Below are 24,926 nucleotides of genomic sequence, written 5' to 3'. Positions count from 1 at the left end.
GGAGCGTCGCAGTTTGCCCGGCGGGCGCCCCGCCAGCATGACCCGCCAAAAATAGGCCGCATGCGGCCTATTCTGTCAAAAATTCAATTTGCAATTGCAAACGGATCAATTCATTCTTGGCCAAATGATTCGGCGCGTCTGAATAGCGCCGAATGACAATGGCGGTCAAAAAAATCCCAATGGCTCTCGCAGGCGCGGCGGCTCTCCTAGCTGCTTTGTTTTTGATTCTTGGTCGGTCGAAAGCTTTCACCCTGAAAGCGGTCGATGCGGCTGCGCGCGCGCCCGCCTTGATGCTGGCCGCCGGCGCCGGCGCTTCCCTCATTTGGCGAATTTCCGGGGCGCCTTTCGCGCCGTCCGAATGGACCGCCGCCGGCGCCGATGTCCTGCTCGCGACGCTCGCCTTCACCGCCGCCGCGCAATTCCGGATCACCCGCCTCGCCAGCGTCTGCCCCGCCTCTTTCCGGCTGACCATTGGCGGCGCGCCGATCTTTCTGATTGTCTGCGGTCTCGCGGCGTTCATTCTCGTGCCGCAATTGTCGATCAGCGCGGCGTTCCTGCTCGCGGGCGCATTGACCCTTAACGGCGCCGCCTTTGACCGCCGCGCTGTAACGGGCGCGCCGGCGCCTGCAACGTTGAAAGCCGCCGTCCGGCTTGAAAGCGCCGCGATCCTCGCGCTCGGCATTCCCGTCGCCGTGCTGCTCGAAGCTGTCGCCACCGCCGCGCCGCAAGGCATGCCGCAGGCGACGCCGCTGTTTGAAGCCTCGCGCGGTTTCCTTATCTCCTTCGCGCTTGGCGGCGCGCTTGGACTCGCAGCCGGTCATTACGGCAATTTCTATCGTTTCCGGAAAAAGACGCCCGCCTTTGCGGTCGGCGCCGGCATGGCGGCGTTTCTGATCGCGCCGCATATCGGCGCGCATCCGGTGATCGCCGCCGCTGCGGCCGGTCTGTTATGGGGCGAACAAACTTCGGCGCTTACCGTGACGCGGGTTCGCCTGCGCCGTTCCGCCGAGCGCCTTGTCGCGCCGCTCGCCTATTTCGGCTTCGGGCTGGTTCTCGCGCCGCGTATCCTGCAAGCGGATCTGCTGATCGTGCTGTTCGCCGCCGCCGCCGTCACCATCATGCGCGCCGGTCCGCGCCTTGCGGCGTTGCGCAAGACGACGCTGCCGCGCGAAAGCCAGATGTTCCTCGCCTGGTTCGGCGGCGCGCCGGGCGCAGCCTCGGCGCTGTTCCTGATTTCGCTGTTCGATGCGCCATCCATCATGGCGCAGGATGCGGTGCTCACTGTCGGCGCGGTCGCCGTGACCTTCGGCATTCTCGCCGCGCGGATCACCTCGCGGCCGCTGGTCACGCTGCTGTTGAAGCAGACGGCCCTGGCGCGCAAACGCGCCAAGTTCGCGGGCTAGCTCCTCACCATTCAAACGTCTCAAGATGCGCCCGCAGGTGAAACACCGTCGGGAACTTCTTCAAAATCAAGTCCGAGCGGTTGCCCATGCAGATCTCGCGGATCGCGGGAGGCTGTTTCTTGTAGTGCTCGCGTCCGCCAACGAGATCGTAAAGCAGCCGCACGACGCAAAGAATGTCGGCGCGGCGCTCCACCGCCGCCGTGCGGCCCCAATCGTGGAAATCAATCGTGCGCAGGCGAAAGAACACGCCATTGCGCTCCACGAAGATATTGCCCTTATGCAAATCGCCGTGGAATTCCTTGCGCGCATGGATCTCCTCCAGACCGATCACCAGCGCGTGGATCAGGTTCAGCGCCTCGAACACCGGCATCCGCCCGCCGCGATAGGTCTTCACAAGGTCTTCGAGAATGGCGCCGCCGAAATATTCGCTGATCAGGCAATAGATGAAGCGGTCATCGATCCACACTTCCTCGGCATGGAGATAGGTGATGACGATGGCGCAGTCGCGCAGCGCGTCGAGCTTCCTCGCATAGCGCAGGAACTGCTTTGAGTGGTCTTCCTTCGAGCGGAAATAGAGCTTCGCCGCGCGGGTCAGCCCCGTCGCCTTTTCGCGGATCTTGTAGACCTCGCCTTCGGACCCCGCGCCAATGCGCTCGATCACCTCATAACGCCAGGTCAGCCGGTCGCCCTTGGATAGGCCGAAGGATTTATGATCTTTCGCCACGCAGCCCTCTCGCCGGACAGGTTGTTCAAGCGGTCGTCCAGTGCGCCTTTCTAGACGTTTCGCGAGCCTCTAGGAAGCAGGCGGCAGCCGCTTCGACAGCGCCTGAATCTCCTCACGCAAGGCGCTGATATCACTGCGGATTGTCTGCTGGCCTTCAATCACTTCATCGACAACCGGCTCGCTGTCTTCCTCCACAACCCGGACGACGATGGCGACGAACAGGTTGAGCATGGTGAAGGTCGCGATCAGCACGAAGGTCAGGAAAAACACCCAGGACCGCGTATGGGTTTCAGCCACCTGCGAGGCGATGTCGGGCCATCCCTCCAGCGTCATCACCTGAAACAGCGTGTACATAGCCGTGAAAACATCACCGAAAAGCTCGGGATGGTCGGGCCCGTAGAGATTGGCGGCGATCACCGCGAAGACATAGACGATCAGCGCCAGCACGACCCCGACCGAGGCGATGCCGGGGATCAGATCCAGGAGCGCCGAGACCACCACCCGCATGCGCGGGATGATGGTGATCACCCTGAGAACCCTGAGGACCCGGAACGCCCGCAGCGCCGCCAGGCCGGATGTCGCCGCCCCGATGGAGACCACGACAATCAGGAAGTCGAAGATATTCCAGCCATTTTTGAAATAGGCGGCGCGCCAGGCGATGACCCGCATGCCGATCTCAATGACGAAGGCGTAGACAATGATCCGGTCAATCGCCGCCAGCCAGCGCCCTGCGCTTTGCTTGACGCCGGGAAAGGTCTCCGCCCCCAGGATCACCGCATTGATGATGATCAGCGCCAGCACCACCGCCTGAAACGGCGCGCTGTCGATAAAGCGTTGCAGCAGTGTTTTCTGTGGTTCGGTCATGGGCCGCCAATATGGGGAAAACCGCCCGGTAGAGGGGCGCGGAACCTCCCTATGGGGATTCTGCCGCGCTAGAAAACCAAGGCCCTTCCCTTTCCCGGGCGGGACGCGCAAATATTGCCAATTGGAAACGGAACGCTGGCGCAAGAATTTGCTCAAGCGATTGGCGGTCCTTGCAAATTCCGCTATGCGGGAACGTTCGGGCGGGCAAGCGCGCCCGGCTGGAGAGAATTCGGCGATAAAGAGGCCGGCACATTGACCGAACACGCAGACGACAAGCAGCAGGCGGAAGCCGGACAGCAGGCGGATATCGACCATCCGGACGAGGCTGGCGAGACCCCGCGCATGCGGTTCAAGGGCATTGTCGAGGCCGAAGGACGCGAAGCGGCGGGCTATGGCGCGCCGGCTTATGCGCCCCATCGCGAACGCCGCTGGAACGCGAAAAGCCGTCAGCTCTGGCAAGCCGCGCGCATGACCGCGGTGTTCGTGTTCTTCTCGATGATTGTCGGCCTGCCGCTGGGCAACTGGTTCGCGCATAATCATCTGAAGGCGCTGACCGGAACCGACACGCCGTGGAATCCGCTCGCCGCTTATGAAATCGAAACGCTGCTCTTTGCGTTCATCGTGCCGGCCTTGCTGTTGTTCATCGGCTATGCGCTGTCGCGTTTGATCGAAATGATCCGCGCTGCGGAGTCAATCGCCGCAACAGCGCAGCGCATGGTGACGCCAGACGTGACGGCGGCGAGTAATGCAGACAGCGTCGGGCTCGTCGTGCAGGGACATATGACGGCGCTCAATGCGGGCCTTGATTCCGCCCTCACCCGCCTTGCGTCGGTTGAGGCGATGATCCGCCAGCATGTGGAAGCGATCGAGATCGCCGGCGAAGCGATTGAAGCGCGCGCCACCGGCGCCGTCGGCCGCGTCGCCGATGAACGCTCGCGCCTGATGGAGCTGACCGAAAGCCTCAACGCCCATGCGGACAGCTTTGCCGCCGCGATTGCGGAAAAAGCAAAGACAACGATTTCGTCCCTGGAGTCCGCTGAAAATACATCCTTGCAAGCGGAGAAAGATTTCGACGAACGCCTCTTGCGGCTTGAGACCGCAGCGGAGCGCGCCTTTGGCAGCTTTGAGTCCCTGCGTGAAGCGTTGCGCGATGTGGATGAAACCATGCGCGCCTCGGCTCAGTCGATCGACAGCTCCACCGCCGAGACGCACGCAGCAACGCAAAAAGCGAAAGCCGCCGCAGACGCCGCCGCTGAATCGGCGGCCCGCAACGCCGCGAATATCGGCGCCGCCGCGCGCGCCGCATCGGAAGAAGCGAAGAAAGCCGCCGCCGCAGCGATTGAATCGTCGCGCGAACATGCGACCCGCACCGCGAAGACCGCCATCGACGCCGCGACAGAAGAGTCGGCCAAAGTGCAGGACGCCGCCGCCAAGGCGCTTGACGACATCACCAAGTCGACATCGCAGGCGCTCTCCGCCGCCGCAGACGGCGCTGTCAAAGCCACCAAAGCCGCCGAGAGCGTTTCCGACGCGGCGCGGCGCACGGGCGAAGCCGCAGATAAAGCCTCAAGCGATGTCGCCGCCGCCGGCGAACGCGCCCGCAAAAGTTCTGAAGACGCCATGAAATTTTCCGAAACCGAAGCCGCGCGCATTGAAGAACGCAATCAGGCGCTCGCCGAAGCGCGCGCCGCGCTGGAAAAAGAAAATGCGCGGCTGGAATCGCTGATCGACGAACAAAGAAATCGCGCCGACCGCCTCGCAGAGGCCATAGCATCTCAGACCGACCGCCTGTCGCGTCTTGCTGAAGCGCAATTGCGCGAACAGGAAGCGGCCGCCCGCCTCGCCGAAGCGCAAAACGAAATGCAGGCCCGCGCCGACCGCCAGGCTGCTGAAAAGAAAAAAGCCGAAGCGAGCGAGCGCAAGGCCGCACAAGAAAACGCCGCCAAATCCGCGGAAAAAGAAGCTGAGGCGACGCTTGACCTCGCAGCCGCCGCCCGCCGCAAAGAGCCGCCGCTGACCGCCGCGAAACCGGCCGCCGGCCCTGCGGCTGCAACGCCAGCTTCCGGCGCCGCTGCCGGACCCGAGGCGAGCCCGCCGGCGTCCCAAGCTAAAACGGCTCCTGCTTCCGCACCGGCGCAAACGCCGACCCCCGCGAAATCGTCAAACGGCGCCGCGCGCCTTGATGAGCTGGCGCGCGACATCGCAGAACGCCGCCCGAGCAAACAGGCGAAAGCTAAAGAGCCGCCGCTAGCGCTTGGCCGCGAAGAAAAAGCCGAAGACACAAAACGCAGCAAGGGCAACCTGTCCTGGCGCGAAATCCTTGACGCCGCCGATGACAGCGCCCCGCTCGATCTTGGCAAGGCTGCAAAAGAAAACGACGCAGAAGCCGTTGCACGCAAGCAGGCGGAAGACGCCATCCGCATCATCGCGCAACTGCAGGACTTCACCCATGAGCTGGAGACCCGGCTCTATGGCGAACCGCCCCCCGCCCTGCAGGAACGGTTTGATCGCGGCGACCGCAATGTCTTTGCAAATCGGATGCTGCGCCTCAATGAGGCGGATGTGAAACGCCGCATACGGACAGAGTCGGGGCGCGATCGGCATTTCGAAACCGGGGTGCATGAATTCCTGCAAGGCTTTGAGCATTTGCTGGAAGACGCCACCACATCGGAAACCGCCGATGAGGAGCTTGAGGAATATCTCTCTTCGCCGCTCGGCCGGGTCTATCTGCTGATCGGCGCGACTGTCGGCTATTTCGCCTGACGCGGCGCGCCGCTTACTGCGCTGTCACGACATCCGTGATGTCCGCCAGAACGCCGTCACCGCACATCACCACAACACCGCGATATTGTTTCGCGATCGCCGGGCCTTCATAGCGCACCGTCTCGGACGTGATTACCTGTGCGGCCATGCCGTCGGGCGCCGAGGCAACCAGATAAAGTTTTTGAACCGGAATCGCGCTGCGGTCGGCGGCGCCGGGCGCCCACGAAATCTGATAACCCGGCGTCGGCAAGACAACGACGCCTTCAACGATCAGCGTCGCGGACGCATCCGGTCCGGGCATAGCGTTCACCCACGCCGTCCAGCCATGCGAGTCGAGCACGGGACAGTCTGCGCCGGGCGTCACGTCTTCTTCCTCGTCAACTTGATGGGCCCCGAGACCCGGCGCGCCGCCGGGTTCTGCGCAGCCTTGCAAAGCGAATAACAAACAGGCGGAAAGAACGGAACAAACTGGTTTCATGGCCTCTGCTCCTTTAAGTGCGGGAGCAGCTTATGATCGGCCGGTCGCGAAGTCTAATATCGCAAAACGCCTTAAGAGGCTTTTTCGCCTTTGGCTGTCGCGCCGGCGTCATAGGCCCAGCCGACGACGCTGGCGATCACTTCGTCAAATGCGCCGTCAAACGCCTTGTACACCGCATCCGGCTCGATTGAGCCCGCAGAAACGCGCGCGCTGAACTTGCGCGCGGCATAGACCGAGCCTTTACCGTCGGTGAGACGCGCATAGATCGAAATATCGGCGGCGCGGTCCCGGCCCTCGACCGCCAGCTCCATGCGGCGAATGTCTGTCTGTAAAATGAGGTCAGCGACGGGAATCGCGGAACGGTCGCCTACGCCCAAAATCCGGCCGGCGTCTTCAAAGGTTTGCACCAATGCTGTCTGAAACAGGCGCGGCGCCCGGTCAGCCCATTCAGCGCCCGGAAGATATTCAATCCGGCCCGGCGCGGAGGCAACGGCGATGCGCACCGTATCATAGACGCGCGTCGCCCGCGGCTCATCAACGATCAAGGTGAAAGACAACGCCTCGCCGCTCAACTGCGCGCTGTCGGCGGCGGCGATATGAAAGCGTGGTTTCGCCGGCGCCGCATCGGGAAGCACAGATACACAGCCCGTCGCGAGCAATGCGAATGCGGCGGCTACGCCCTGAAGAACAATCTTCGCCATTATTCGTCCCCTGCATATTCAGGCGCGCGCTCGCCAAAGAAATAGGCGTTCGGATCGCGATCAATCTCGCGCAACATCGCATCCAGCGTGCGCAACAAGCGGCGCGCTTCGGCGAGCGCGGGCGCGACCTGACCCAATCCCTGATCTGCAAACACTTTAATCGACGCACGGTTCTCATTGGTGATGGCGCGCAGATCCGTCACCAGCGCGCGCGATTCCGACAGCAGCGCCTCGACGTCCTCTACGGCGCCCGGCGCATCGTCTTCCATGAATTTCTGCAAGCTCGTCGCCGCCGCGTCGAGTTTCGACGTGACTTTTGCAAGATCGGTGGTGATCTTGTTGAGGTTCTTGATGGTCGCGACGATGTCTTCTTCGTTTTCCGCGAACGCGCCGGTCAGCGTGTCCACATTGGCGATGATGCTGGAAACGCCTTTGATATTGTCATCGGACAAAAGCCGGTTTGCTTGCGCCAGCACATCGCCGGACCCTTCGAGAAAGGCGCCAAAGCCGGACGTGTCGGCTTTCAGCTGCGGCACTTTCATGTCGCTGGCGTCTTTCAAAAGCGGCGCGCCCGGGCTGCCGCCGACGAACTGGATGATGGCGAGACCGGTGAACCCCACAAGTTCAAGTTCTGCTTTGGTGTCGGTTTTGACCGGCGTGTCATTTTCAACGCGCACACGCGCGATGACGATCGACGGGTTGTCCGGATCAATCGACAGCTCAACGACTTCGCCTTTTTGAATGCCGTTAAAACGGACCGCCGCGCCATCCGACAATCCGGAGACGCGCTCGGTGAAGATGATGTCGTACTCGTCAAAGTCGCGTTGGGCTTGCGTCAAATTGATGATGAACAAAAACGCCGCCGCGATCGTGATCAACACGACCGAGCCGATGACGACATAACTGGCGCGCGTTTCCATCGGACTCAACTATCCCCTAGCTCGCCTTTGCGGTGAGCGCGGCCCTGCCCCTTGGGCCTGAAAAATACTCCTGTATCCACGGATGGTCGGTCTTGCGGACTTCATCGAGAGGTCCGCAGGCGATGACTCGCTTTTCAGCCAGCACCGCCACCCGGTCACAGGTCGCATGCAGCGTATCAAGATCATGGGTCACCATAAACACTGTTAACCCTAAGGAATCCTTGAGATTGACGATGAGCTCGTCGAACTTGGCGGCGCCGATCGGGTCGAGACCGGCGGTCGGCTCGTCGAGAAAGACGATTTCCGGGTCAAGCGCGAGCGCACGCGCAAGCCCTGCGCGCTTTCTCATGCCGCCCGACAACTCTGAAGGGTACTTCGCGCCCGCCTCTTCCGGCAGGCCGGACATGGAGATTTTGAGCGCCGCGATGTCTTTAGCTAATTCTTCAGGAAGATGAAGATGTTCTCTAATCGGCGCCATGACGTTCTGTGCGACGGTCATCGAGGAAAACAAGGCGCCGCCCTGAAAGAGCACGCCCCAGCGCTGTTCAATCGCTTCGCGCGCCTTGTCAGTCGCCTTGTAATAGTCCTCGCCAAACACGTTGACGATGCCGGCGCTGGGCCGCTTCAGCCCGATGATCGCGCGCATCAAAACAGATTTGCCGGTGCCGGACCCGCCGACCACGCCGAGAATCTCGCCGCCGCGCACATTAAGGTCGAGATTTTCGTGCACGACAAAATCGCCGAACTGGGTCTTCAACCCTTCGACTTCGATGACGTGACGCCGGGAGGTTTGCGCATCGCTCAAAAGTCGATCTCCAGATAAAACATCGCGAAGAAGGCGTCGATCACGATGACCAGAAACAACGCCTGCACCACCGACAAGGTCGTGCGCTGGCCGAGCGACTCGGCGCTGCCTTCGACTTCAAGGCCCTGAAAACATCCGATGACCGCAATGACGAAGGCAAAGAACGGCGCCTTGATGAGCCCCGCCCAGAAATGATTGATGACGATGGTTTCCTGAAACCGCGCCATGAACAGCGCCGGCGAAATATCCATGGCGAGCCAGGCGACAATGCCGCCGCCGATCATGCCGAGCATCGCCGCGATAAAAGAGAGCACCGGCAACATGATCACCAGCGCAATCACCCGCGGCAAGACCAGCACTTCAATCGGATCGAGACCGAGCACGCGCATGGCGTCAATTTCTTCGCGGATTTTCATCGAACCGATTTGCGCTGTGAAAGCGCTGCCCGATCGCCCGGCGATCAGGATGGCGGTCAACAACACGCCAAACTCGCGCAACACCGAAATGCCAACCAGTTCAACCGTGAAAATATCCGCATTGAACATGCGCAAAATCTTCGCGCCCATGAAGGCGACAACCGCGCCGATCAGAAACGACATCAGCCCGACAATTGGAATTGCGTCGAGCCCCGCCTCTTCCATGTGATGGACGGTCGACGCCCAGCGCATCTTTTTCGGATTGACCGTCACCCGCGCGCCCGTCGCCAGCGTCAGCCCGATAAAACTCAACACTTCGATAGACGCGTCATAGGCGTCGGCGACGCCCTGTCCGAGACGCTCAACCACCACCAGAAACGCATTGCGGTGCAAGGGCTCAACATGGCAAGGCGCGAGATGCGTTTCGACCTGGGCGAGCAGCGCCGCATGGGCCTCGTTGGCGCCGATAAACCGCGACGCCTCGGTGCGGCTGGTGCAGCTATGCATGGTCCGCTGCAGCATCATGGCGCCGACCGTGTCGAGCTTTTTCACCCCGGTCATATCGATGACGAGATCGCGGCCCACCGAGATCATCTGCGAAATCGCGCAAGCCGTCATCGAGCGGGCCAAGGAAGCGCGCGCGCCAGTCGCCGCGGGGAACAAGTTTCAGCGTTCCGCGCGAAACATCGATGTCGAAATTCGCCGCCGAGATCCGTCATGGTTAACTCTTTCTTAAAGGGCCCGACGCCCGGCCCGGCCCTTGCAACGACATGGTTTAGAACAGGATAATAAATTCATCCTGAATAAGGACTTGCAAGTGGGGGTGGCTTTGGGCTGATGGGGCTCGCTGCAGATCGCTGCGCGCAAATGTGTGATAAAGGGGTCATTTTTTGACCAAACGTATGTTTTCCAAGCCTTTTCAGTGGCTTACGGCGCTTCCGCTGTTATTTGTCACGGGCGCATTGGCGGTCATCGCGCTTGGGGCCATCACCGGCGCGCAATCCCCGGACGCCCATCTGCGCGAGCAACTTTTCGATTATTTTCAAAGGCTTGACCCTGCCGAGGGCGCCGCTGTGGATAACTTCCACCTGGTAGTGATCGACCGGGAGAGCGTCGAGGCGGTCGGCCCCTGGCCATGGCCGCGCACGGTGATCGCCAGACTGGTCGAGGCGGCCGGGGCGGCTGGCGCAAAAGGCGTCATTCTGACTGAAACGGTCGATGCGCCCGATCCCTTGTCGCCAGAGACCATTGGCGAATTCTGGCTTTCCGGCGCGCGGGACGAAACCCTGGCGCAACAGCTCGCCTTGCTGCCGCGCACCGATGAGCGGCTGGCCGAGGCCTTCGCCGCGATTAATGGCGCGGTCGGCGTTTCCGGCGCTGCGCCGGTCGACCCTAATCGCGCAGCCTCGTTCCGGCGCACCGATATGAAGGGCGCGCCCTGGGTCGAGACCAGCGGCGCCAATGGGGATTTCCTGGCCTTGCCGGGCGCGCGCTTTTTCTATGCGCTCAACCCGGCGCTGGCGAATGCGGCGCAGCCTTCGATTTCCGCACTGGCGCCGGATGGCGACGGCGTGTTGCGCCGCGCGCCGCTTTTGTGGTCACTCAATGCACGCCCCGCCCCCGCAATCGCGCTTGAGGCGGCGCGCCTCGCCAGCGGCGATGGTACTGTGATCGTCAACGCCGCCGCCGCCGCCAATGCGCAAGGACGCACCGTAAGCAGTCTGGAAGTCGCCGGTCACAAATTGCCGGTCTCCGACAGCGCGGCGATCCGGCTCTATCTGCCGAAAAATATTTCATTGCCGACAACCTCCGCCGCTCGTCTTGTCTCCGGCTTCAACGGCGCCCCGGCGACCATTGCCGGGTCGAACGCGCAACTGAAAGATACGGTCGTGCTGATCGGGCTCGACACCGAGCTTGGACCGTCCGTGCGCACGGCGCGCGGCGACATGGCGCCCGCCGCCGCCCACGCCCTCGCCGCCGCGCAAATCGTTTCCGGCGAAGCGCCGCGCCGCCCCGGCTGGGCCGGCTATGCTGAAGCGCTCGCCGTCATGTTGTTCGGCGCAGCGGCGATCATGACGGCGCAACGGCTCGACTTCTGGCGCGCCGCCGGTTTCGCGGCGCTGGCATCGCTGGTGCTGATGCTTGGCGCCTATGCCTCCTTTGCATTTGGCGATGTGTTGCTGAACCCGATCCCCCCGGCGCTGGCGCTGTTTCTTGGCGCGCTTTCCATCGCCGGCGGCAAATCCATTGGCGGCGTGTTGCGCGATGATAATCTGCGCGGCTCGTTCCATGACACGCTGCCCGAAGCGGCGATGAAGAAACTGCGGGAAGACGCAGGCGCAGAAATTCTCGCCGGCGTGCGCCGGGACATCACGGTCCTCGCCTGCGAATTGCGCTTTGCAGATGAAGATCTGCGCACCATGGAAAATCTTCCCGACGACATCACCAAGCTGCTTGCTTCCGCATCGCTCGATGTGCGTCAGACGATCATCAATGCAGGCGGCGTCGCCGATCAAGCGGAAGGCGGACGCCTGTTCGCTTATTTCAACGCGCCGCTGGAAAGCGCCGACCATATTCAGGCCGGCTGCGCGGCGGCCCTGCGCCTGATCGAAAGCATGGACAAGGTCAACGCCGATCTCGACGCCTCATCGCGCACGCGCGGCCTGCAAATTCATCTGGCGATCGGCGTCGCCACCGGCCCCTGTTTTGTCGGGCCTATGGGGCATGGCCGCAATAACCGCTACTCCGCCGTCGGCCCGGCGGTCGATCGCGCGACCTTCCTACGCAGTCAGTCGGAATTTTACGGCCCGGCGATGATCTGCGATGAACAGGTTTACAAGGAAACCCATCACCACTTCGCGTTCCTCGAACTCGACAGGCTGCGCCTGCGCGGTGAAAAACGCCCGGTCTCGATCTATGCTCTGATCGGCAATCCGTTCATCAAATCGTCAAAGGCGTTCCGCGCGCTGGACGACGCCCACCGCCAGCTTCTCTCCGCCTATCGCGCCGGCGACATGAACGCCGCGCGCGCCAATCTTGAAAAAGCCAAAGCCTCCCCCGGCGCCAAGATCGCGCTGTTCGACATCTACGAAGAGCGCATCGCGAAGCTTGCGGAAAAAGGCGTGCCTGAAGGCTGGGACGGCGCGCATTCGGCTGGGGTGTAAGCGCGCCTCGCCCGATCAGTCTTCGACCAGATTTTTAAGCCGCCCAATCGCCTCGTCCCACTGGCGCGATGCGCGATCAAGATAGTCGCAAGCCTGTTTCAGTGTTTCAGGCCGCACCTGATACAGGCTTTCCCGACCTATGCGGCGGCTGCTTACGATTTTCGCACGCTGTAAAGTCGCCAAATGCTTGGTCACGCCTTGCCGCGTCTGATTGGCGCCCGAAGCAAGCTCCGTGATGGAATATGCGCGCCCGTCGCAAAGCCGGGAAAGCAGTGACAATCTTGTTGGGTCGCCGAGCGCAGCAAAAACCGGCGCCGCTCGCGCCGCGGACATATTACCTCTGGACATAGTCAGCGATATTCTTGGCTTGTAGGTTCCATCCTTCGGTATTGCCGCGCAGCACTTCGAGGCGGCGCGGATCAGGCAGCGATTCAAACCCGCTTTCCGTTATGGTCAGCCTTGCGCCCTCGGCAGTCGGCTCCAGCAGGAACTCGACAAGCATGGTCGGCTGGTCCGCTACGTCGACGCCCGATGTTTCATCGAAATCATGCCAACTGAATGAAAACAACCGTTCGGGCTCCATACGCACGACCATCGCGCGCCAAGGATAATTCTCGTAACCGGGATAGACCATATGACCCGTGGAAAGGCCGCCAACTTCGAATGGTCCATCGAGCTTGACGCGAAACCACTCCCCAAACTGCTCATGATCAGTCAATGCGCGCCAGACCCGGGAGACAGGCGCCTTCAGGTCAACGATTTTTACAATGCGGTTTTCCATTCGCAACCTCCTGGTTGCGAATACTGTATTGCAAACACAAAGATACGCAACCTTTTAGTTGCTCTTTTCACACAAAAAAGGGCGCATGATTGGCGCCCTTTTTATTGTTACGTTTTCAACGAAGCTTAGCCGCTATACCATTCAGCGTTTCGCCAAGCGCGGCCTGACGTTTGTCGTCGCTTAGTTTGCGCGCCAGCGATTTCAGCTTTGATGAAAGCCCCCTGTCGGCGCCGCCTTTTGCAAGCGCCGCGTCGGCGCTGTCGAGCGCCGATTTGATATCCTCCGCCAAAGACGCATCAAGCGCCTCCGCCCGCGCGAGCTGATCCATATAGGCGCGGGCGACAACCGGTTCCGCCGGCCATGTCACCGGATACTGATCCTGCGGGTTGAAGGTTGCGCCCTGATCGGCGAGCGCGGCGGCGGCGATTTCATTTTCGGTGAGATATTCGCTCGGGGTCAGCGCCAACATGTCGAGCCCGCGCGCAATCGCCGTGCCGTAGATTTTTCCCTTATACCAATAGGTCGACCAGTAACCGCCAAGGATAAGATGTTTGTCATTGATCGGGCCGCGGTCGAAATAAGCGATCTCCACCGGGTTTTCGGAGTCCGTGAAATCCATCACCGACACGCCGCCCTGATACCAGGCCTGCACGAAAATATCGCGGCCCGGCACCGGCACGACGGAACCATTATGAGCGACGCAGTTTTCCTGATCGGTCTGCGGCGCGAGCAGTTTGTAGTAGCTGCGGAATTTCAGCTTGGCGCCGTCAATGTCGTAAATCGCATCGGCGCCCCAGGTCTTCGGGTCGGAGGCGCGGCAACGCGGCCGGCTGCCGCCGCCCCATTCATCCGTGAACACTACTTTTGAGCCGTCATTGTTGAATGTCGCCGAATGCCAATAGGCGAGATCCCGCATCGAGCACCGCGTCGATGCGTTTGGGCTTCAATGGATTGGATATGTCGAAGATGATGCCATTGCCGGAACACGCGCCCGCCGCAATCTTCATCGCCGGAAAGACAGTGATGTCGTGGCACTGATTGGTCTGGCTCGTGGTCTGGGTTTCATCGCCATGATCGCCGCCCTGCCACAGGCCCGCGACATTGCCCGTCGCCGCGTCAGCGAACACGCGCGGACTGTCAACGATGCGCGCTTTCGACGGATCAGCGACGGGGATTTCGATCACATCAATGCTGAACAGCGCTGTGCGCGTATCGCCGGGAATGTCGCCGACGCAGCCCGCAAGCTCTGCTTCCTTGCGGACGCTGGAAGTACCGGAATTATAGACTATGATCTTGCCGTTCTTGCCGGCCGGTTTTGAGACAACCGAATGGGTGTGCGAACCGCGGCAAGTCTGGACCTGACCGACTTGCACCGGCCGCGCGAGATCGGAGATGTCGAAAATGCGCAAGCCGCGAAAGCGTTCGGCGCTCACATCCTCTGCGACGCCCTGCAAACCGCAATCGACCCGGCCACGGGTTTGCTCAACCGACATGATCAGAAGGTCGCCGACAATTGAAACGTCGCCCTGCCCGCCCGGACAGACGACCGAGCTGTAAAGCGCCGGCGCGCCGTCGGCGCCCAGCTTGTAGATGTTGAAGCCGTGATAGCTGCCGACCACCAGCACATCGCCGGTAAAGGCCATATCGGTATTGGAGAAACTGAATAGCGGCGAGCGCTCGCTCCACTCGGTGTCTTCATTGCCCTGCGCATCATCTTTTTGCGGCTTTGCCGGCGGCAGCCTGGCGGGATTTTGCGGATCGAAAAATCCTGACGGCTTGGGCAGCGCAGCGACAAGCGCCATATTCATGGCAGCCTCGCCCGCATCATCAAAGCCCGGCTTCAAGGTCGCGCGCGGATCGCCCGAAAGCCCCACCAGCAGCGCGTGCATCCGCTCAATTTCTGCGGTCTGTCCGTTTTTCACCTCGGTGACGAAGTCGAACAGCAGCGGGTCATAAGCAGACCCCGGCTGTTCAAGCAGATGATCCACCATCTTCACCGCGCCTTCATGATGCGGGATCATCAGTTCCAGAAACAGTTTGTCGAACGCAACGCCCTTCGACGCGGCGAGCGCCGCCATCTGTTCAGGCGTCGCCATGCCCGCCATCATTTTATGCGCGGCGCCCATGCCGTGATGCCCGCCATGACCGCCCGCCGACGGATCCGGCGCCGTTTCGCCGCGTTCGCGCAGCCAGGTTTGCATGAAGGATATCTCATCAGCCTGAGACGCGTTGATGCGCCCTGACGCATCGAGAATTTCTTTCCGGTTTGTGCGGTCGGCGACAAGCTCAGCCATCAAAACAGCCTGGTAGTGATGCGGGATCATGTCCTGCATGAACTTCACATCATCCGCAGAATAGCTGTTGTCGGCGATCTTGATCGCTTCATCGGCGCTCAGCTCACGCCCCACCTGCCCCGGCGCGCCCGGCTGTACGATAACCGGCGTTTGCGCCATGGCGACGCTGGCAAGGACGAGCAGACCGGCGCCCGCGCAAAGGCTGAGCTTTCGCTTATGTGCCGGGAAACGTAAGACCATCACAGTCGCTCCTATGGTTTTGCTTTTATTTGGCGAATGCCAGACTCTTCGATCCTTGGCCCCACTATAAAAATGGGGCGTCATACGCAGCAGGAGCGCGTCAGGTCGTAAGGATGGGTCCATGCCCGATGCATGCGAATAGCGCCCGCCCGCAAATAGAGTAGACGTCTGAAATGCTGGAATGGCCGATCCGCCCAATCATGGGCGTCAGTCAAACATCTTCCCGCCATTCCACATACGTGGAAGCGCCAGCGCTGCAAGGAATGCGACAACGCCCATCGCCGCCATCATCAGATAGGCCGGCGCGGGTCCATAGGCGTTCCAGACAAATCCGCCGATGATCGTGGCGATGCCGGTCACGGCGCCAACACCCGTCGTCGACATCAAGGTCATGCCGGTATTGACGAGACGCAGCGGCGACGCGCGGTCAAGAAATTCGATCATGCCGAGATAGGCGCAAGCGAATGTGCCCGCATGCAAGGTCTGGACGAGAAACAACACCGGCAGCGGCGGCTCCGCCGCGACGACCGCCCAGCGCAGGGCGGCGGCGGCGCCGGCGATCGCCAGCAAAGTCGCCGGGCCGAACCGTCTCGCCAGCCCGCGCGCGCGCGTCAGCAAAATAATTTCCGCGATAACCCCGGTCGCCCACAGACAGCCAATGATCAGTGTCGAATAACCAAGCTGCTCCCAGAGCAGAAACGAAAACGCATAATACACCGCATGCGCGCCCTGGGTGAGGCCCGCCGACACCAGCACAATCAGGAACACCGGATTGGCGATCAGCTTCGGCGCCTCGCGCCAGGAGACAGGCTTGGCGCCGCCGCGCCCGCCAGCGCCCGCGGGCAACAGGAATGTCGTGGCGAATGCAAATATCGCAGCGAGCGCCATCGCCGGGGCGGCGGCCATTATGCCCGCCGCCGCGAGAAAGGCGCCGCCGATAATATTGGTCGCCAGAAAAAAACAGAACCGGCGGCGCGGGTCTGACCATAATGCAGCCATCCATTGCGGTCCGCGCGCAGAACCGCCGTGTCGGTCAGCGGCACCAAAAGACCAAAGGTCCAGATCATCACCGCCGCCGATGCGCCAATGAGGAGTTTCGTCGGCGCGATCAGCAATCCCGCGGCGCCAAGCGCAAAGAAGAATGTGACGACGCGCAAGGCGCGGCGTTCGTCCGCCTGATGGTCGGCCCAGAATGCAATGGGCGGCCCGAATAGCAGCCGCGCAATCAGCGCCGCCCCGGTGATCAACCCGATCTCCGACGCGTTAAAGCCCTTCATCGCCAGCCAGCCGGCGAAAAACGGCAATTGAATGCCGAGCAGCACAAACTGGCCGCCATAATATAGCGCGTAAAGCGGACCGGCGTGTTTCTTCAAATCAGGCTTCAAGACTGCGCCGCGGCGCCGTCAGCGCGATAGTTGGCCCAGCCCCTGGCGCGCAATTCGCAAGCCGGACATTCCCCGCAGCCATAGCCCCACTCATGACGGGCGGCGCGCACGCCATGGTAACAAGTGTGACTGTGCTCGTTGATCAGCGCGACGAGTTTTTCCCCGCCGACCTTTTCCGCCAGCCGCCAGCTTTCCGCCTTGTCGATATGCATCAGCGGCGTTTCCAGATCGAAATTCGCATCCATGCCGAGCCGCAGCGCATCAAGCTGCGCTTTCAGCGCCGCATCGCGGCAATCGGGATAACCGGAGAAATCCGCCTCACACATTCCCGCCACCAGCACACCGAGATTGCGGCGATAGGCGAGCCCGCCGGCGAGCGCCAGAAACACAAGGTTGCGCCCCGGCACGAAGGTCGTCGGCAAGCCGTCATCGGCCAGCGCGATCTCCGTCTCGTGGGTCATCGCCGTTTCGCCGAGATCTTTCAGACCATGGGCGCCGACAATCGCGTCATTCCCCAACCGCGCGGCCCATTCGGGAAACGCCTTCGCGATCTCCCGGCGCACCGCCAGCCGCGCGCCGAGTTCGACCGAATGGCGCTGGCCGTAATTAAAGCCTACCGTTTCCACATGGGCGTAGCGCGACAGCGCCCAGGCGAGCGAAATCGACAGATCCTGCCCGCCTGAGAACAGGACGAGCGCATGAGTGGGGTCGAGCTTGCGCATAGTCATAAAGCACGCGAGAATCAGCGCGCATCCTCTTTACCTGGGGGATGTTTAGGCCGCCGCCGGGAGGCTCGCAATGTCTGGATCCGCGCTGTCTGAAATCGTTTTCCTGTATGTCACGGCCCCGAATTCGGAGACGGCGGCGAGGATCGCCCGCGCCCTGATCGAGGAAAAGCTCGCCGCCTGCGTCAATATTCACGCCGAAATGCGCTCGATCTACGAATGGGAAGGCAAGGTGGAGATCGGCCTTGAGACCCCGCTGATCGTCAAAACCACCGCCGCCGGGGCGGATGCGGCGCGCGACCGGATTATTGAGCTGCACCCTTATGGCGAGCCCTGCGTCGCCGCCTTGCCAGTCGCTGCAGAAGGCTCCAATCATCGCTTTCTCGACTGGATCAGAAAGACCACAAAAGCGTGAAGCCCCTTGCCGCCGGGCCTGTTCAGCCCTTTATGCTATCAGGCAAAGGCCGGAGATAAACACATGACTGAAACCGCAATTTTCGCCGCCGGATGCTTCTGGGGCGTGGAACAAGTGTTCCGCGATACGAAAGGCGTCACCGCCACCGAAGTCGGCTATACGGGCGGACACACCGACAATCCCACCTATCGCGAGATCTGCAATAAGGGCACCGGCCATGCGGAAGCGGTGAAGGTGGAATTCGATCCGGCTGTCATTTCATTCGATCAGTTGCTTGCGATCTTCTGGGAAAGTCACGACCCGACCCAGGTGAACCGCCAGGGCCCGGATGTGGGCGATCAATATCGCTCGGCGATTTTCACATTGAATGACGCGCAGCGCGATGCGGCCCTCATTTCCCTCGCCACGGAAGAAGCCTCCGGACGTCACCCTCGTCCGATCGCCACCAAGATCGAACCGCTCGGCCCGTGGTGGAAGGCGGAAGAATATCACCAGCAATATTTTGAGAAAAACGGCGGCGGCGCCTGCCACGTTCCGCGCTAGCGGCTGTCAAAAAACTCAAACTGCAAAGACGCCGCGACGATGAAAATCGCTCGCGGCGTTTTCTAATTTCGGCGTCTTCTTGATCAGATCGCAGCGCGGCGCGCATTCAGTGCAGGCGCCGGCTTCGCCGCGCGCAGTTTCCTGCGCTGCGCCGAGGTCTCCTTCACTGCGCGCGTATTATTGGTCGCGATCATCAACCCGCCAAGCAAGACCACAAGGCCAAGCGCGTCGCCGAGAATACGGACAAATCTCAACATGCGTTTCATATGCGATCTCCGTATTCCAACTGCAGCGGCATCACTTCTAACCGCAACCATTAACCTTATGCGCTGACTCATTGCGCGACCGGCATCCGCGATGACTACGCATTGCAGAATCGCGCATGCGGACAATGTAATCCTATTACGCAGTCATATGACAATCGCGTGAATTCACGGGGACGCCGCAACTGCCGCACAATTTGCGCAATTGTCATTTTTCTTCTCACACTGAATTTCTTGAAAGCATAAAAACGATTGTATCGCCTTGGCTTTTTACGCCGGCAAAAAATACGCCGCATTCGGACAATATTTTTACGCACGCAACAGGTGCGCAAATGTCATAAAAAATTTCCTTTACGGCGCGCCCGGCATCCATCCAATAGTCACAGGTGCTGGCAAAGGGGCGCGAGCCAAGCGTGCGGTCGGTCGAAGACACTTCCTCAGAAGTAAGGTTGCGAGGCAGGATTTAATCGTGCGCATGCGTTCACCAGCGCTCACAATCTGCGACGTTACGCAATCCTATGCGGTTCGCGGCGGCGGGGTGAAAACATTTCTCAACGAAAAACGCAACTTCATTCTGGAGCGCACGGATGCGCGTCACGTCCTGATCGTTCCCGGCCCGGAAGATCGCATCACCCATGACGGCCGGACCTCCACCATTGAAATCAAATCGCCGCAAGTGCCGGGCAGTCCGAATTACCGGCTGCTTTTGCGCTCACGCGCCGTGCTGGAGGCGCTCTCCCTCGTCAAACCCGATCTGATCGAATGTCAGGACGCCTATAATTTGCCCTGGACGGCGCTCGCCTATCGCCGGCGCTGTCCGGAAACCGCCGTTGTTGCGGGCTATCACACCGATTTTCCGACCGTCTATGTGGAGCGTTATTTGCGCCCGCGCGCCGGTCGCTTTGTCGCCCGGCAGGTCCGCCGCTTCTCCTATCGCTATGCGATCAATCTCTACAAACGCTTCGACGCTTTCTACACATTGACCCAGATCGCGGCGGAACATTTCGCCGAACTGGGCCTGCCGAATGCGCATATTCTGACCCTCGGCGCCGATACGCGGCTGTTTCACAAAGCCCAGCGCAGCGATGCGCTGCGCGCCAACCTCGGCGTTCAGGATAACCAGCCCTTGCTGATTTACGCCGGGCGGATCGACAAAGAAAAGAAAGCGCGCGTCGTGGTGGATGCCTTCCGCAAGCTGCCCGCTTCGTGGGGCGCGGGCCTTGTCATGCTCGGCGACGGCAAGGAACGCGAAACGCTGGCGAGCGAATGTGCTGATTTGAAAGTGCATTTTCCTGGTTTTGTCGACGACCGGGAAACCCTCGCCACATATCTCGCCTCCTCCGATATTTATGTGTCGGCGATGGAAAACGAAACATTCGGCATCTCCGTCATCGAGGCGCAGGCGGCGGGCCTGCCCGTCGTCGGCGTCAAGGCGGGCGCGATGGTCGACCGGGTGCCGCCCTCGCTCGGACGGCTCGGCCCCTGCGGCGATGCGGATGCGATGGCAGCGAATGTCGCGGCGGTGTGGATGGATCGCTTATCCGAAATGGGCGCGCGCGCCCGCGCCCATGCGCTGGAAAATTTCTCCTGGCCCAAGACTTTTGAAAATCTCGTTTTCCGGATTTATCCCGAAGCCCTGAAAGGGCGCAGCGACAAATCCGTCGCCGCGACATTCGAACCGGCGGAAAGCCAGCATGCGAGAGTCGGCTGACCCGCAGCGCGCAAAGTTCAGGCGCTGACTTCTTCCCAGGGCCGCTCGCGCAGGCGCAATTCATCATGCTTGCGCGCCGCCATGCGCGGGCCGAGAAACCGGTAAAAGAACCAGTCTTTCAGTTGAAACGGCGTCGCGTGATAGAGCGCGCGTTCAAACAGCGTCCACCGCTTTTGCAGGGCGCTGGAGCGCCGGTCGCTCGCCCGGCACCATAAAAGCGGATCATGCACGACCCGGCCCTGCTTCCAGACCCGGTGCATCAATTCGTGATCCTTGCGCAGATGCGGCCACAGCGCGCGCGAATATCCGCCGGCGCGCTTCAACGCCGCCGTCCGGAATGTATGCGCGTAACCGCCCGCATGGCACTGCTTGCGCAATAAATGCGGCACGATGGCCATTTTGGCCTGTGCGAGGCGGCTGCTGAAGCTGCCCGGCTCGTCATAGAGCGCTGTCGCCAGCACCGCGACGACATCGCCCGGCGATACATCATAGCGCGCCGCCGCGCGTTCAAGATAATCCGGCGCGTAAACCGTGTCCGCGTCGCAGATCGCGGTGAACGGCGTATCCGCTTCCGCGATGCCCCGCTCAAGCGCCGCCGCCTGCCCCGGCGCCGGTTCATGCAGGAACAGGATTTCAACGTCTTCAATGCCGGCGAGAACATCGCGCACGACGTCGGAAGATCCATCTGTGGACGCATTATCGACAAGGATGAGGCGGAACGGGCGCACCGTTTGCGCAATCATCGAGGCGAGCATGGCCGGCAGAAACGCGCGCTCATTATAATACGGCACGACAACCGACCAGCGCGGGCGCGCTTTCGGCCCGTCGCTGCGCGGCATGGTTTGATCAGGAACCATTCGTTCTGTCACATTTCTCTCATATTGTGTCCGAACCGCAGCGGCAGGATTCGCATTCCGACATGACGACAAAACTGAAACAGAATTATGACGCTGCGTTTTACGCCAATCAAAAAGCAGGAAGCCTGACCAGCGCCGAGATCGTCCTTGCCGCGATAAAACCGATGATCGGCGAGATCGCCTCAGTGCTGGATGTGGGCTGCGGCGCAGGCGGCTGGCTGAAAGCGGCAAGCGCCGCTTTTGGCGGTGCGGAGATTTTCGGCGTCGATCATCCGGGCGTACCGGATTCGCAAATGTTCATCCCGCGCGAAAAATTTTCCGGCCACGATCTCTCCGCGCCGATTGACCTGCAGCGCCGTTTCGATCTGGTGATCAGCCTTGAAGTCGCTGAACATATCCCGCCGGAAAAAGCCGATATATTTGTCGACACGCTGACCGTGCATGGCGATCGCGTCTTGTTTTCCGCCGCGCTCCCCCGTCAGGGCGGCACCGGCCATGTGAATGAGCAATGGCCGGCCTACTGGATCGAGCGATTTGCGGCGCGCGGCTTTTCGCTATTCGACATTGTTCGCCCGATGATCTGGGACAAGGACGACGTCGCCTCGTGGTACAAACAGAATATGCTGTTGTTCGCGCGCGAGGACGCCATGGTGAATTTCGCCGGGCTTGAGGACTGGCGCGGCCGCGCGATGGTGCATCCGGGCGCGTGGGTCCGCAAAACAGAACCGGCGGCGCAGCAAGTGTCGCGGCTGTTGCAAGGCAAGAAACCCGACCATGATTGGCGCAAAGTCTAATCCGCCGCGCTAGGGCTTCGCCGCACGCGCCTTCAACACCCAGTCCGCCACATCGCGCCAGACCGCTTGCGCCTGCAGGTCGCGGAACAGCATGTGCCAGCCCTCAGGGTAACGGCGGAAGGTGATGTCGCCGGACAAGCGCATGGCGGTTTTCTCCATCGCCTTGTGCGGAATGATTTCATCCTTCTCGCCCATCAGGAAAAGAATGTCGCCGCGCACTTGATCGGCGCCGCCATAGGCTGAGCCCATCACCCGCGTCACGCCGAGAATTGCATCAAGCCGCGTGTCCTTGATGACCAGCGGGTCCTTCGCCATTTCGCGCAAGGCTTCGATATTATCTGTCGCCTGCCGTCCTGCGCGCTCGCCGGTCAGCGTCTTGCCCGGCGCAAAGGTCGCCGCGATATTTGCAGACAGACGGTAAGGGATCGGCAGCGCCGCCCCGCCCCACACGCCGGGCGCTGCAAGAATAAGTCCGTCAGCGCCCAGCGGCGCTTCCGCTTCCGCCGCAAGAATGACGCCCGCACCCATGGAATGACCCAGCACGAAAACCGGCAAGCCCGGATGCTTCGCCCGCGCAGCGATGACCGCGCCGCGCAGATCGGCGATCATCGTCTCTTCGCCGATCCAGTAACCGAAATTCGGAGAGCGCCCGAAGCCGCGCTGATCGACGGCGTATGTCACAAGGCCGGCCTCGGCCCAGAATTGCGCGGGCGCGGCGAACATATGGGAATAGTCATTCATCCCATGCAGCGCGATAATCACCGCGCGCGGTTCATCCAGCGCCCATGCCTCCAATCCGAGAACGGCGCCGTCAATGGAGTGAAAACCATCCGCTTCGAAACGCGGTGCAAACTGCGCCGGCGGCGCTTTGGGAAAGGAAACGCAAGCGGACAGCGCGAAGGCGATAAACGCTAAGGCGGCGTACGCCCTGAACCTTTTACACAGCATCTAAACTCGCTCATCCCGGCGAAGGCCGGGCCCCCGTCATTTCTTTCAGGCCAACAATCGCGGATTTTTCCAGGGAAGCAATCCCGCCCGCGAAAGGAATTAGGCGATCTGTTCATTGGTTTTCTGGATCCCGGCCTTCGCCGGGATAAGCGGCGACAACGGCTAAGCGTTTTCCGCTTTCGCCCGCTCTTCGAGCTTTTCAAGCGCCAGCCGGAATGCGGCCGCCTCGTCCGGCTCCAGGCTCGACAAAAGATCGTCCTCGAATGCGAGCGCCAGCGCCGCAATGCGGTCAAACAAGGTCCGCCCCGCCGGCGAGAGCGAAAGCATCGACACCCGCCGGTCGGATTCGTCCGCCGCACGGGTGACAAACCCTTTCTGCTCAAGGCTCGTCACTGCACGAGAGACGGTCATCTTGTCCATCGGCGTCTTGCGCACCACGTCGCGGGCCGCAACGCGGTCCGCTTCACCGATCACGGCAAGCACCCGCCATTCAGGGATCGTGATGTTTTCATCGCGATAGACCCGCGAGAGCCGGTCGGAAATCAGATGCCCAAGCGCCACCACCCGGTAAGGCGCAAACTGGTCGAGCACCAGCTTGCGTTTGGCGCCGGGTTTGGATTTTCGCGATACGCAGGCAACGGTCATGCAGACTACCTATGCAGATTCTTTCAAAACGCCGCGCTTGATCTGATCTTCTTCGATTGATTCAAACAACGCCTTGAAGTTGCCCTCGCCAAAGCCCTCATTGCCCTTGCGCTGAATGATTTCGTAGAAAATCGGGCCGATAGCGTCCTGCGTGAAGATTTGCAGCAAGAGTCCCTGCCCCTGTGTGGGCGCGCCATCGATCAGGATGCGATTTTTTTGCAGGCGCGCGAGGTCTTCGCCATGATCGCCGACGCGCTCGTCGACTTTGGCGTAATATGTATCCGGTGTGTCCTGGAAAGGAATGTCACGCTTGCGCAAGGCCTCAACGGTTGCGTAAATGTCGCCGGTTCCCAATGCGATATGCTGAATGCCTTCGCCATTGTAACGGGCCAGAAATTCTTCGATCTGGGATTTGTCGTCACGGCTTTCATTTAGCGGAATGCGGATCTTGCCGCATGGGCTGGTCATCGCCTTGGAGATGAGGCCGGTCATTTTCCCTTCAATATCGAAATAACGGATTTCGCGGAAGTTGAAGATGTCTTCGTAATAGGCCGCCCACTTATCCATATTGCCGCGATGGAGATTGTGGGTCAGGTGATCGATATAGGTGAGTCCCATATCGTTCTTCGCCGGGTCTGCGCCTTCGATGGGTTCAAAGTCGACATCGTAAATCGAACGCGCGCCATAGCGGTCAACGAGATAGACGTTAAGTCCGCCAATTCCCTCAATGCCGGGAATGTTCAATTCCATCGGGCCGGCTTTGGCTTCAATAGGTTTCGCGCCGCGCTTCACCGCTTCCTTGAACGCCTTTTGCGCATCCTTCACGCGGAACGCCATGGCGTTAGCGCCGGCGCCATGCTGGCCGCGAAACACGCCGGGCTGTCCGGACTGTTCGCGGTTCAACAGAAAGTTGATGTCGCCCTGACGATAGTGAATGACGTCTTTCGACCGGTGCTTGCCCACCGCTGTAAAGCCGAGCCGCTCGAACAGCGCCGCAAGCGCATCCGGGTCGCCGCTCGTATATTCAACAAACTCGAAACCGTCAGTGCCGATAGGATTTTCGAAAAGGTCAGCCATGGCTATCTCT

At 61.0% G+C, this 24,926-nt stretch carries 24 protein-coding genes and 1 pseudogene; 7 read left to right on the top strand and 18 right to left on the bottom strand.

Annotated features, from left to right (window positions below; genetic code table 11):
• The first annotated feature begins 179 nt into the window (after positions 1-179).
• Positions 180-1,403: a cation:proton antiporter domain-containing protein gene (locus AC0L8G_RS08165; protein WP_473388261.1), complete on the top strand. Its 1,224-nt coding sequence runs from the start codon at positions 180-182 to the stop codon at positions 1,401-1,403.
• Positions 1,404-1,407: 4 nt separating this feature from the next.
• Here AC0L8G_RS08165 and AC0L8G_RS08160 read toward each other — a convergent pair whose 3' ends face one another.
• Positions 1,408-2,127, bottom strand: a complete 720-nt coding sequence (locus tag AC0L8G_RS08160; RefSeq protein WP_473388260.1) for a protein kinase domain-containing protein — start codon at positions 2,125-2,127, stop codon at positions 1,408-1,410.
• Between the two features lie 69 nt (positions 2,128-2,196).
• Entirely contained in the window at positions 2,197-2,991 is a 795-nt protein-coding gene (locus AC0L8G_RS08155) for an ion transporter (RefSeq protein ID WP_473388259.1), read from the bottom strand.
• A 252-nt stretch (positions 2,992-3,243) separates the two neighbouring features.
• Here AC0L8G_RS08155 and AC0L8G_RS08150 point away from each other — a divergent pair, with 252 nt between their 5' ends.
• On the top strand, positions 3,244-5,754 hold the full coding sequence (locus AC0L8G_RS08150; protein ID WP_473388257.1) for a hypothetical protein: 2,511 nt from the start codon (positions 3,244-3,246) through the stop codon (positions 5,752-5,754).
• Positions 5,755-5,767: 13 nt separating this feature from the next.
• Here AC0L8G_RS08150 and AC0L8G_RS08145 read toward each other — a convergent pair whose 3' ends face one another.
• From AC0L8G_RS08145 to AC0L8G_RS08125, 5 genes are all read right to left on the bottom strand, one after another.
• Positions 5,768-6,232: a hypothetical protein gene (locus tag AC0L8G_RS08145; RefSeq protein WP_473388256.1), complete on the bottom strand. Its 465-nt coding sequence runs from the start codon at positions 6,230-6,232 to the stop codon at positions 5,768-5,770.
• A 71-nt stretch (positions 6,233-6,303) separates the two neighbouring features.
• Positions 6,304-6,933: an ABC-type transport auxiliary lipoprotein family protein gene (locus AC0L8G_RS08140; RefSeq protein WP_473388255.1), complete on the bottom strand. Its 630-nt coding sequence runs from the start codon at positions 6,931-6,933 to the stop codon at positions 6,304-6,306.
• On the bottom strand, positions 6,933-7,853 hold the full coding sequence (locus AC0L8G_RS08135; protein ID WP_473388253.1) for an MlaD family protein: 921 nt from the start codon (positions 7,851-7,853) through the stop codon (positions 6,933-6,935). Before AC0L8G_RS08135 ends, AC0L8G_RS08140 begins: the two co-directional genes overlap by 1 nt.
• Positions 7,854-7,869: 16 nt before the next feature.
• A complete protein-coding gene (locus AC0L8G_RS08130; RefSeq protein ID WP_473388252.1) occupies positions 7,870-8,658 on the bottom strand; it encodes an ABC transporter ATP-binding protein in 789 nt (262 codons plus the stop codon).
• Positions 8,655-9,704 (bottom strand): MlaE family ABC transporter permease, encoded by a 1,050-nt coding sequence (locus AC0L8G_RS08125; protein WP_473388251.1) that lies wholly within the window; start codon positions 9,702-9,704, stop codon positions 8,655-8,657. The genes AC0L8G_RS08130 and AC0L8G_RS08125 overlap by 4 nt, the downstream gene beginning before the upstream one ends.
• Positions 9,705-9,964: 260 nt before the next feature.
• Here AC0L8G_RS08125 and AC0L8G_RS08120 point away from each other — a divergent pair, with 260 nt between their 5' ends.
• On the top strand, positions 9,965-12,238 hold the full coding sequence (locus AC0L8G_RS08120; RefSeq protein WP_473388249.1) for a CHASE2 domain-containing protein: 2,274 nt from the start codon (positions 9,965-9,967) through the stop codon (positions 12,236-12,238).
• Between the two features lie 15 nt (positions 12,239-12,253).
• On the opposite strand, the gene AC0L8G_RS08115 is transcribed toward AC0L8G_RS08120, so the two are convergent.
• The 6 genes and pseudogenes from AC0L8G_RS08115 to queC form a co-directional block, all read right to left on the bottom strand.
• Entirely contained in the window at positions 12,254-12,571 is a 318-nt protein-coding gene (locus AC0L8G_RS08115; RefSeq protein WP_473388248.1) for an ArsR/SmtB family transcription factor, read from the bottom strand.
• Between the two features lies 1 nt (position 12,572).
• Positions 12,573-13,019, bottom strand: coding sequence for an SRPBCC family protein (locus AC0L8G_RS08110; protein WP_473388246.1), 447 nt, complete (start codon positions 13,017-13,019; stop codon positions 12,573-12,575).
• A 115-nt stretch (positions 13,020-13,134) separates the two neighbouring features.
• Positions 13,135-15,553: pseudogene (locus AC0L8G_RS08105) on the bottom strand (DUF305 domain-containing protein).
• Positions 15,554-15,760: 207 nt separating this feature from the next.
• Positions 15,761-16,459 carry an MFS transporter gene (locus AC0L8G_RS08100; protein WP_473388245.1) on the bottom strand — a complete coding sequence of 233 codons (699 nt, stop codon included), beginning with the start codon at positions 16,457-16,459 and terminating at the stop codon, positions 15,761-15,763.
• Positions 16,459-16,926, bottom strand: coding sequence for an MFS transporter (locus tag AC0L8G_RS08095; protein WP_473388243.1), 468 nt, complete (start codon positions 16,924-16,926; stop codon positions 16,459-16,461). Before AC0L8G_RS08095 ends, AC0L8G_RS08100 begins: the two co-directional genes overlap by 1 nt.
• Positions 16,927-16,934: 8 nt before the next feature.
• Positions 16,935-17,666, bottom strand: a complete 732-nt coding sequence (gene queC / locus AC0L8G_RS08090) for a 7-cyano-7-deazaguanine synthase QueC (protein ID WP_473388242.1) — start codon at positions 17,664-17,666, stop codon at positions 16,935-16,937.
• 70 nt (positions 17,667-17,736) lie between these two features.
• Here queC and cutA point away from each other — a divergent pair, with 70 nt between their 5' ends.
• Together cutA and msrA are read left to right on the top strand one after the other, a co-directional pair.
• A complete protein-coding gene (cutA, locus tag AC0L8G_RS08085) occupies positions 17,737-18,078 on the top strand; it encodes a divalent-cation tolerance protein CutA (RefSeq protein WP_473388241.1) in 342 nt (113 codons plus the stop codon).
• Between the two features lie 63 nt (positions 18,079-18,141).
• Positions 18,142-18,621, top strand: coding sequence for a peptide-methionine (S)-S-oxide reductase MsrA (gene msrA / locus AC0L8G_RS08080; RefSeq protein ID WP_473388238.1), 480 nt, complete (start codon positions 18,142-18,144; stop codon positions 18,619-18,621).
• 83 nt (positions 18,622-18,704) lie between these two features.
• Here msrA and AC0L8G_RS08075 read toward each other — a convergent pair whose 3' ends face one another.
• Positions 18,705-18,887 carry a hypothetical protein gene (locus AC0L8G_RS08075; protein WP_473388237.1) on the bottom strand — a complete coding sequence of 61 codons (183 nt, stop codon included), beginning with the start codon at positions 18,885-18,887 and terminating at the stop codon, positions 18,705-18,707.
• A 472-nt stretch (positions 18,888-19,359) separates the two neighbouring features.
• Between AC0L8G_RS08075 and AC0L8G_RS08070 the strand changes: the two genes are divergently transcribed.
• A complete protein-coding gene (locus AC0L8G_RS08070; protein WP_473388236.1) occupies positions 19,360-20,595 on the top strand; it encodes a glycosyltransferase in 1,236 nt (411 codons plus the stop codon).
• Between the two features lie 17 nt (positions 20,596-20,612).
• Here the strand turns inward: AC0L8G_RS08070 and AC0L8G_RS08065 are convergent, their stop codons facing one another.
• Positions 20,613-21,464, bottom strand: coding sequence for a glycosyltransferase family 2 protein (locus tag AC0L8G_RS08065; RefSeq protein WP_473388235.1), 852 nt, complete (start codon positions 21,462-21,464; stop codon positions 20,613-20,615).
• Positions 21,465-21,514: 50 nt separating this feature from the next.
• Between AC0L8G_RS08065 and AC0L8G_RS08060 the strand changes: the two genes are divergently transcribed.
• Positions 21,515-22,246 (top strand): methyltransferase domain-containing protein, encoded by a 732-nt coding sequence (locus AC0L8G_RS08060; protein ID WP_473388234.1) that lies wholly within the window; start codon positions 21,515-21,517, stop codon positions 22,244-22,246.
• A gap of 9 nt (positions 22,247-22,255) precedes the next feature.
• Here AC0L8G_RS08060 and AC0L8G_RS08055 read toward each other — a convergent pair whose 3' ends face one another.
• From AC0L8G_RS08055 to hppD, 3 genes are all read right to left on the bottom strand, one after another.
• A complete protein-coding gene (locus AC0L8G_RS08055) occupies positions 22,256-23,194 on the bottom strand; it encodes a lysophospholipase (RefSeq protein WP_473388232.1) in 939 nt (312 codons plus the stop codon).
• Positions 23,195-23,356: 162 nt separating this feature from the next.
• Positions 23,357-23,839, bottom strand: a complete 483-nt coding sequence (locus AC0L8G_RS08050; protein ID WP_473388231.1) for a MarR family winged helix-turn-helix transcriptional regulator — start codon at positions 23,837-23,839, stop codon at positions 23,357-23,359.
• A 9-nt stretch (positions 23,840-23,848) separates the two neighbouring features.
• Positions 23,849-24,916, bottom strand: coding sequence for a 4-hydroxyphenylpyruvate dioxygenase (gene hppD / locus AC0L8G_RS08045; protein WP_473388230.1), 1,068 nt, complete (start codon positions 24,914-24,916; stop codon positions 23,849-23,851).
• Positions 24,917-24,926: the final 10 nt, after the last annotated feature.

This window comes from Hyphococcus sp. D3-15, assembly GCF_055809375.1.
This window is presented reverse-complemented; position numbering and strand designations above follow the sequence as displayed.

What these genes read in the sequence shown, in the direction of transcription:
- AC0L8G_RS08165 (WP_473388261.1), top strand. Translation starts at nt 180, where the DNA reads ATGGCTCTCGCAGGCGCGGCGGCTCTCCTAGCTGCTTTGTTTTTGATT.
- AC0L8G_RS08155 (WP_473388259.1), bottom strand. Translation starts at nt 2,991, where the DNA reads ATGACCGAACCACAGAAAACACTGCTGCAACGCTTTATCGACAGCGCG.
- AC0L8G_RS08145 (WP_473388256.1), bottom strand. Translation starts at nt 6,232, where the DNA reads ATGAAACCAGTTTGTTCCGTTCTTTCCGCCTGTTTGTTATTCGCTTTG.
- AC0L8G_RS08140 (WP_473388255.1), bottom strand. Translation starts at nt 6,933, where the DNA reads ATGGCGAAGATTGTTCTTCAGGGCGTAGCCGCCGCATTCGCATTGCTC.
- AC0L8G_RS08135 (WP_473388253.1), bottom strand. Translation starts at nt 7,853, where the DNA reads ATGGAAACGCGCGCCAGTTATGTCGTCATCGGCTCGGTCGTGTTGATC.
- AC0L8G_RS08115 (WP_473388248.1), bottom strand. Translation starts at nt 12,571, where the DNA reads ATGTCCGCGGCGCGAGCGGCGCCGGTTTTTGCTGCGCTCGGCGACCCA.
- AC0L8G_RS08110 (WP_473388246.1), bottom strand. Translation starts at nt 13,019, where the DNA reads ATGGAAAACCGCATTGTAAAAATCGTTGACCTGAAGGCGCCTGTCTCC.
- AC0L8G_RS08100 (WP_473388245.1), bottom strand. Translation starts at nt 16,459, where the DNA reads ATGGCCGCCGCCCCGGCGATGGCGCTCGCTGCGATATTTGCATTCGCC.
- queC (WP_473388242.1), bottom strand. Translation starts at nt 17,666, where the DNA reads ATGACTATGCGCAAGCTCGACCCCACTCATGCGCTCGTCCTGTTCTCA.
- cutA (WP_473388241.1), top strand. Translation starts at nt 17,737, where the DNA reads ATGTCTGGATCCGCGCTGTCTGAAATCGTTTTCCTGTATGTCACGGCC.
- msrA (WP_473388238.1), top strand. Translation starts at nt 18,142, where the DNA reads ATGACTGAAACCGCAATTTTCGCCGCCGGATGCTTCTGGGGCGTGGAA.
- AC0L8G_RS08075 (WP_473388237.1), bottom strand. Translation starts at nt 18,887, where the DNA reads ATGAAACGCATGTTGAGATTTGTCCGTATTCTCGGCGACGCGCTTGGC.
- AC0L8G_RS08070 (WP_473388236.1), top strand. Translation starts at nt 19,360, where the DNA reads ATGCGTTCACCAGCGCTCACAATCTGCGACGTTACGCAATCCTATGCG.
- AC0L8G_RS08060 (WP_473388234.1), top strand. Translation starts at nt 21,515, where the DNA reads ATGACGACAAAACTGAAACAGAATTATGACGCTGCGTTTTACGCCAAT.
- AC0L8G_RS08055 (WP_473388232.1), bottom strand. Translation starts at nt 23,194, where the DNA reads ATGCTGTGTAAAAGGTTCAGGGCGTACGCCGCCTTAGCGTTTATCGCC.
- AC0L8G_RS08050 (WP_473388231.1), bottom strand. Translation starts at nt 23,839, where the DNA reads ATGACCGTTGCCTGCGTATCGCGAAAATCCAAACCCGGCGCCAAACGC.
- hppD (WP_473388230.1), bottom strand. Translation starts at nt 24,916, where the DNA reads ATGGCTGACCTTTTCGAAAATCCTATCGGCACTGACGGTTTCGAGTTT.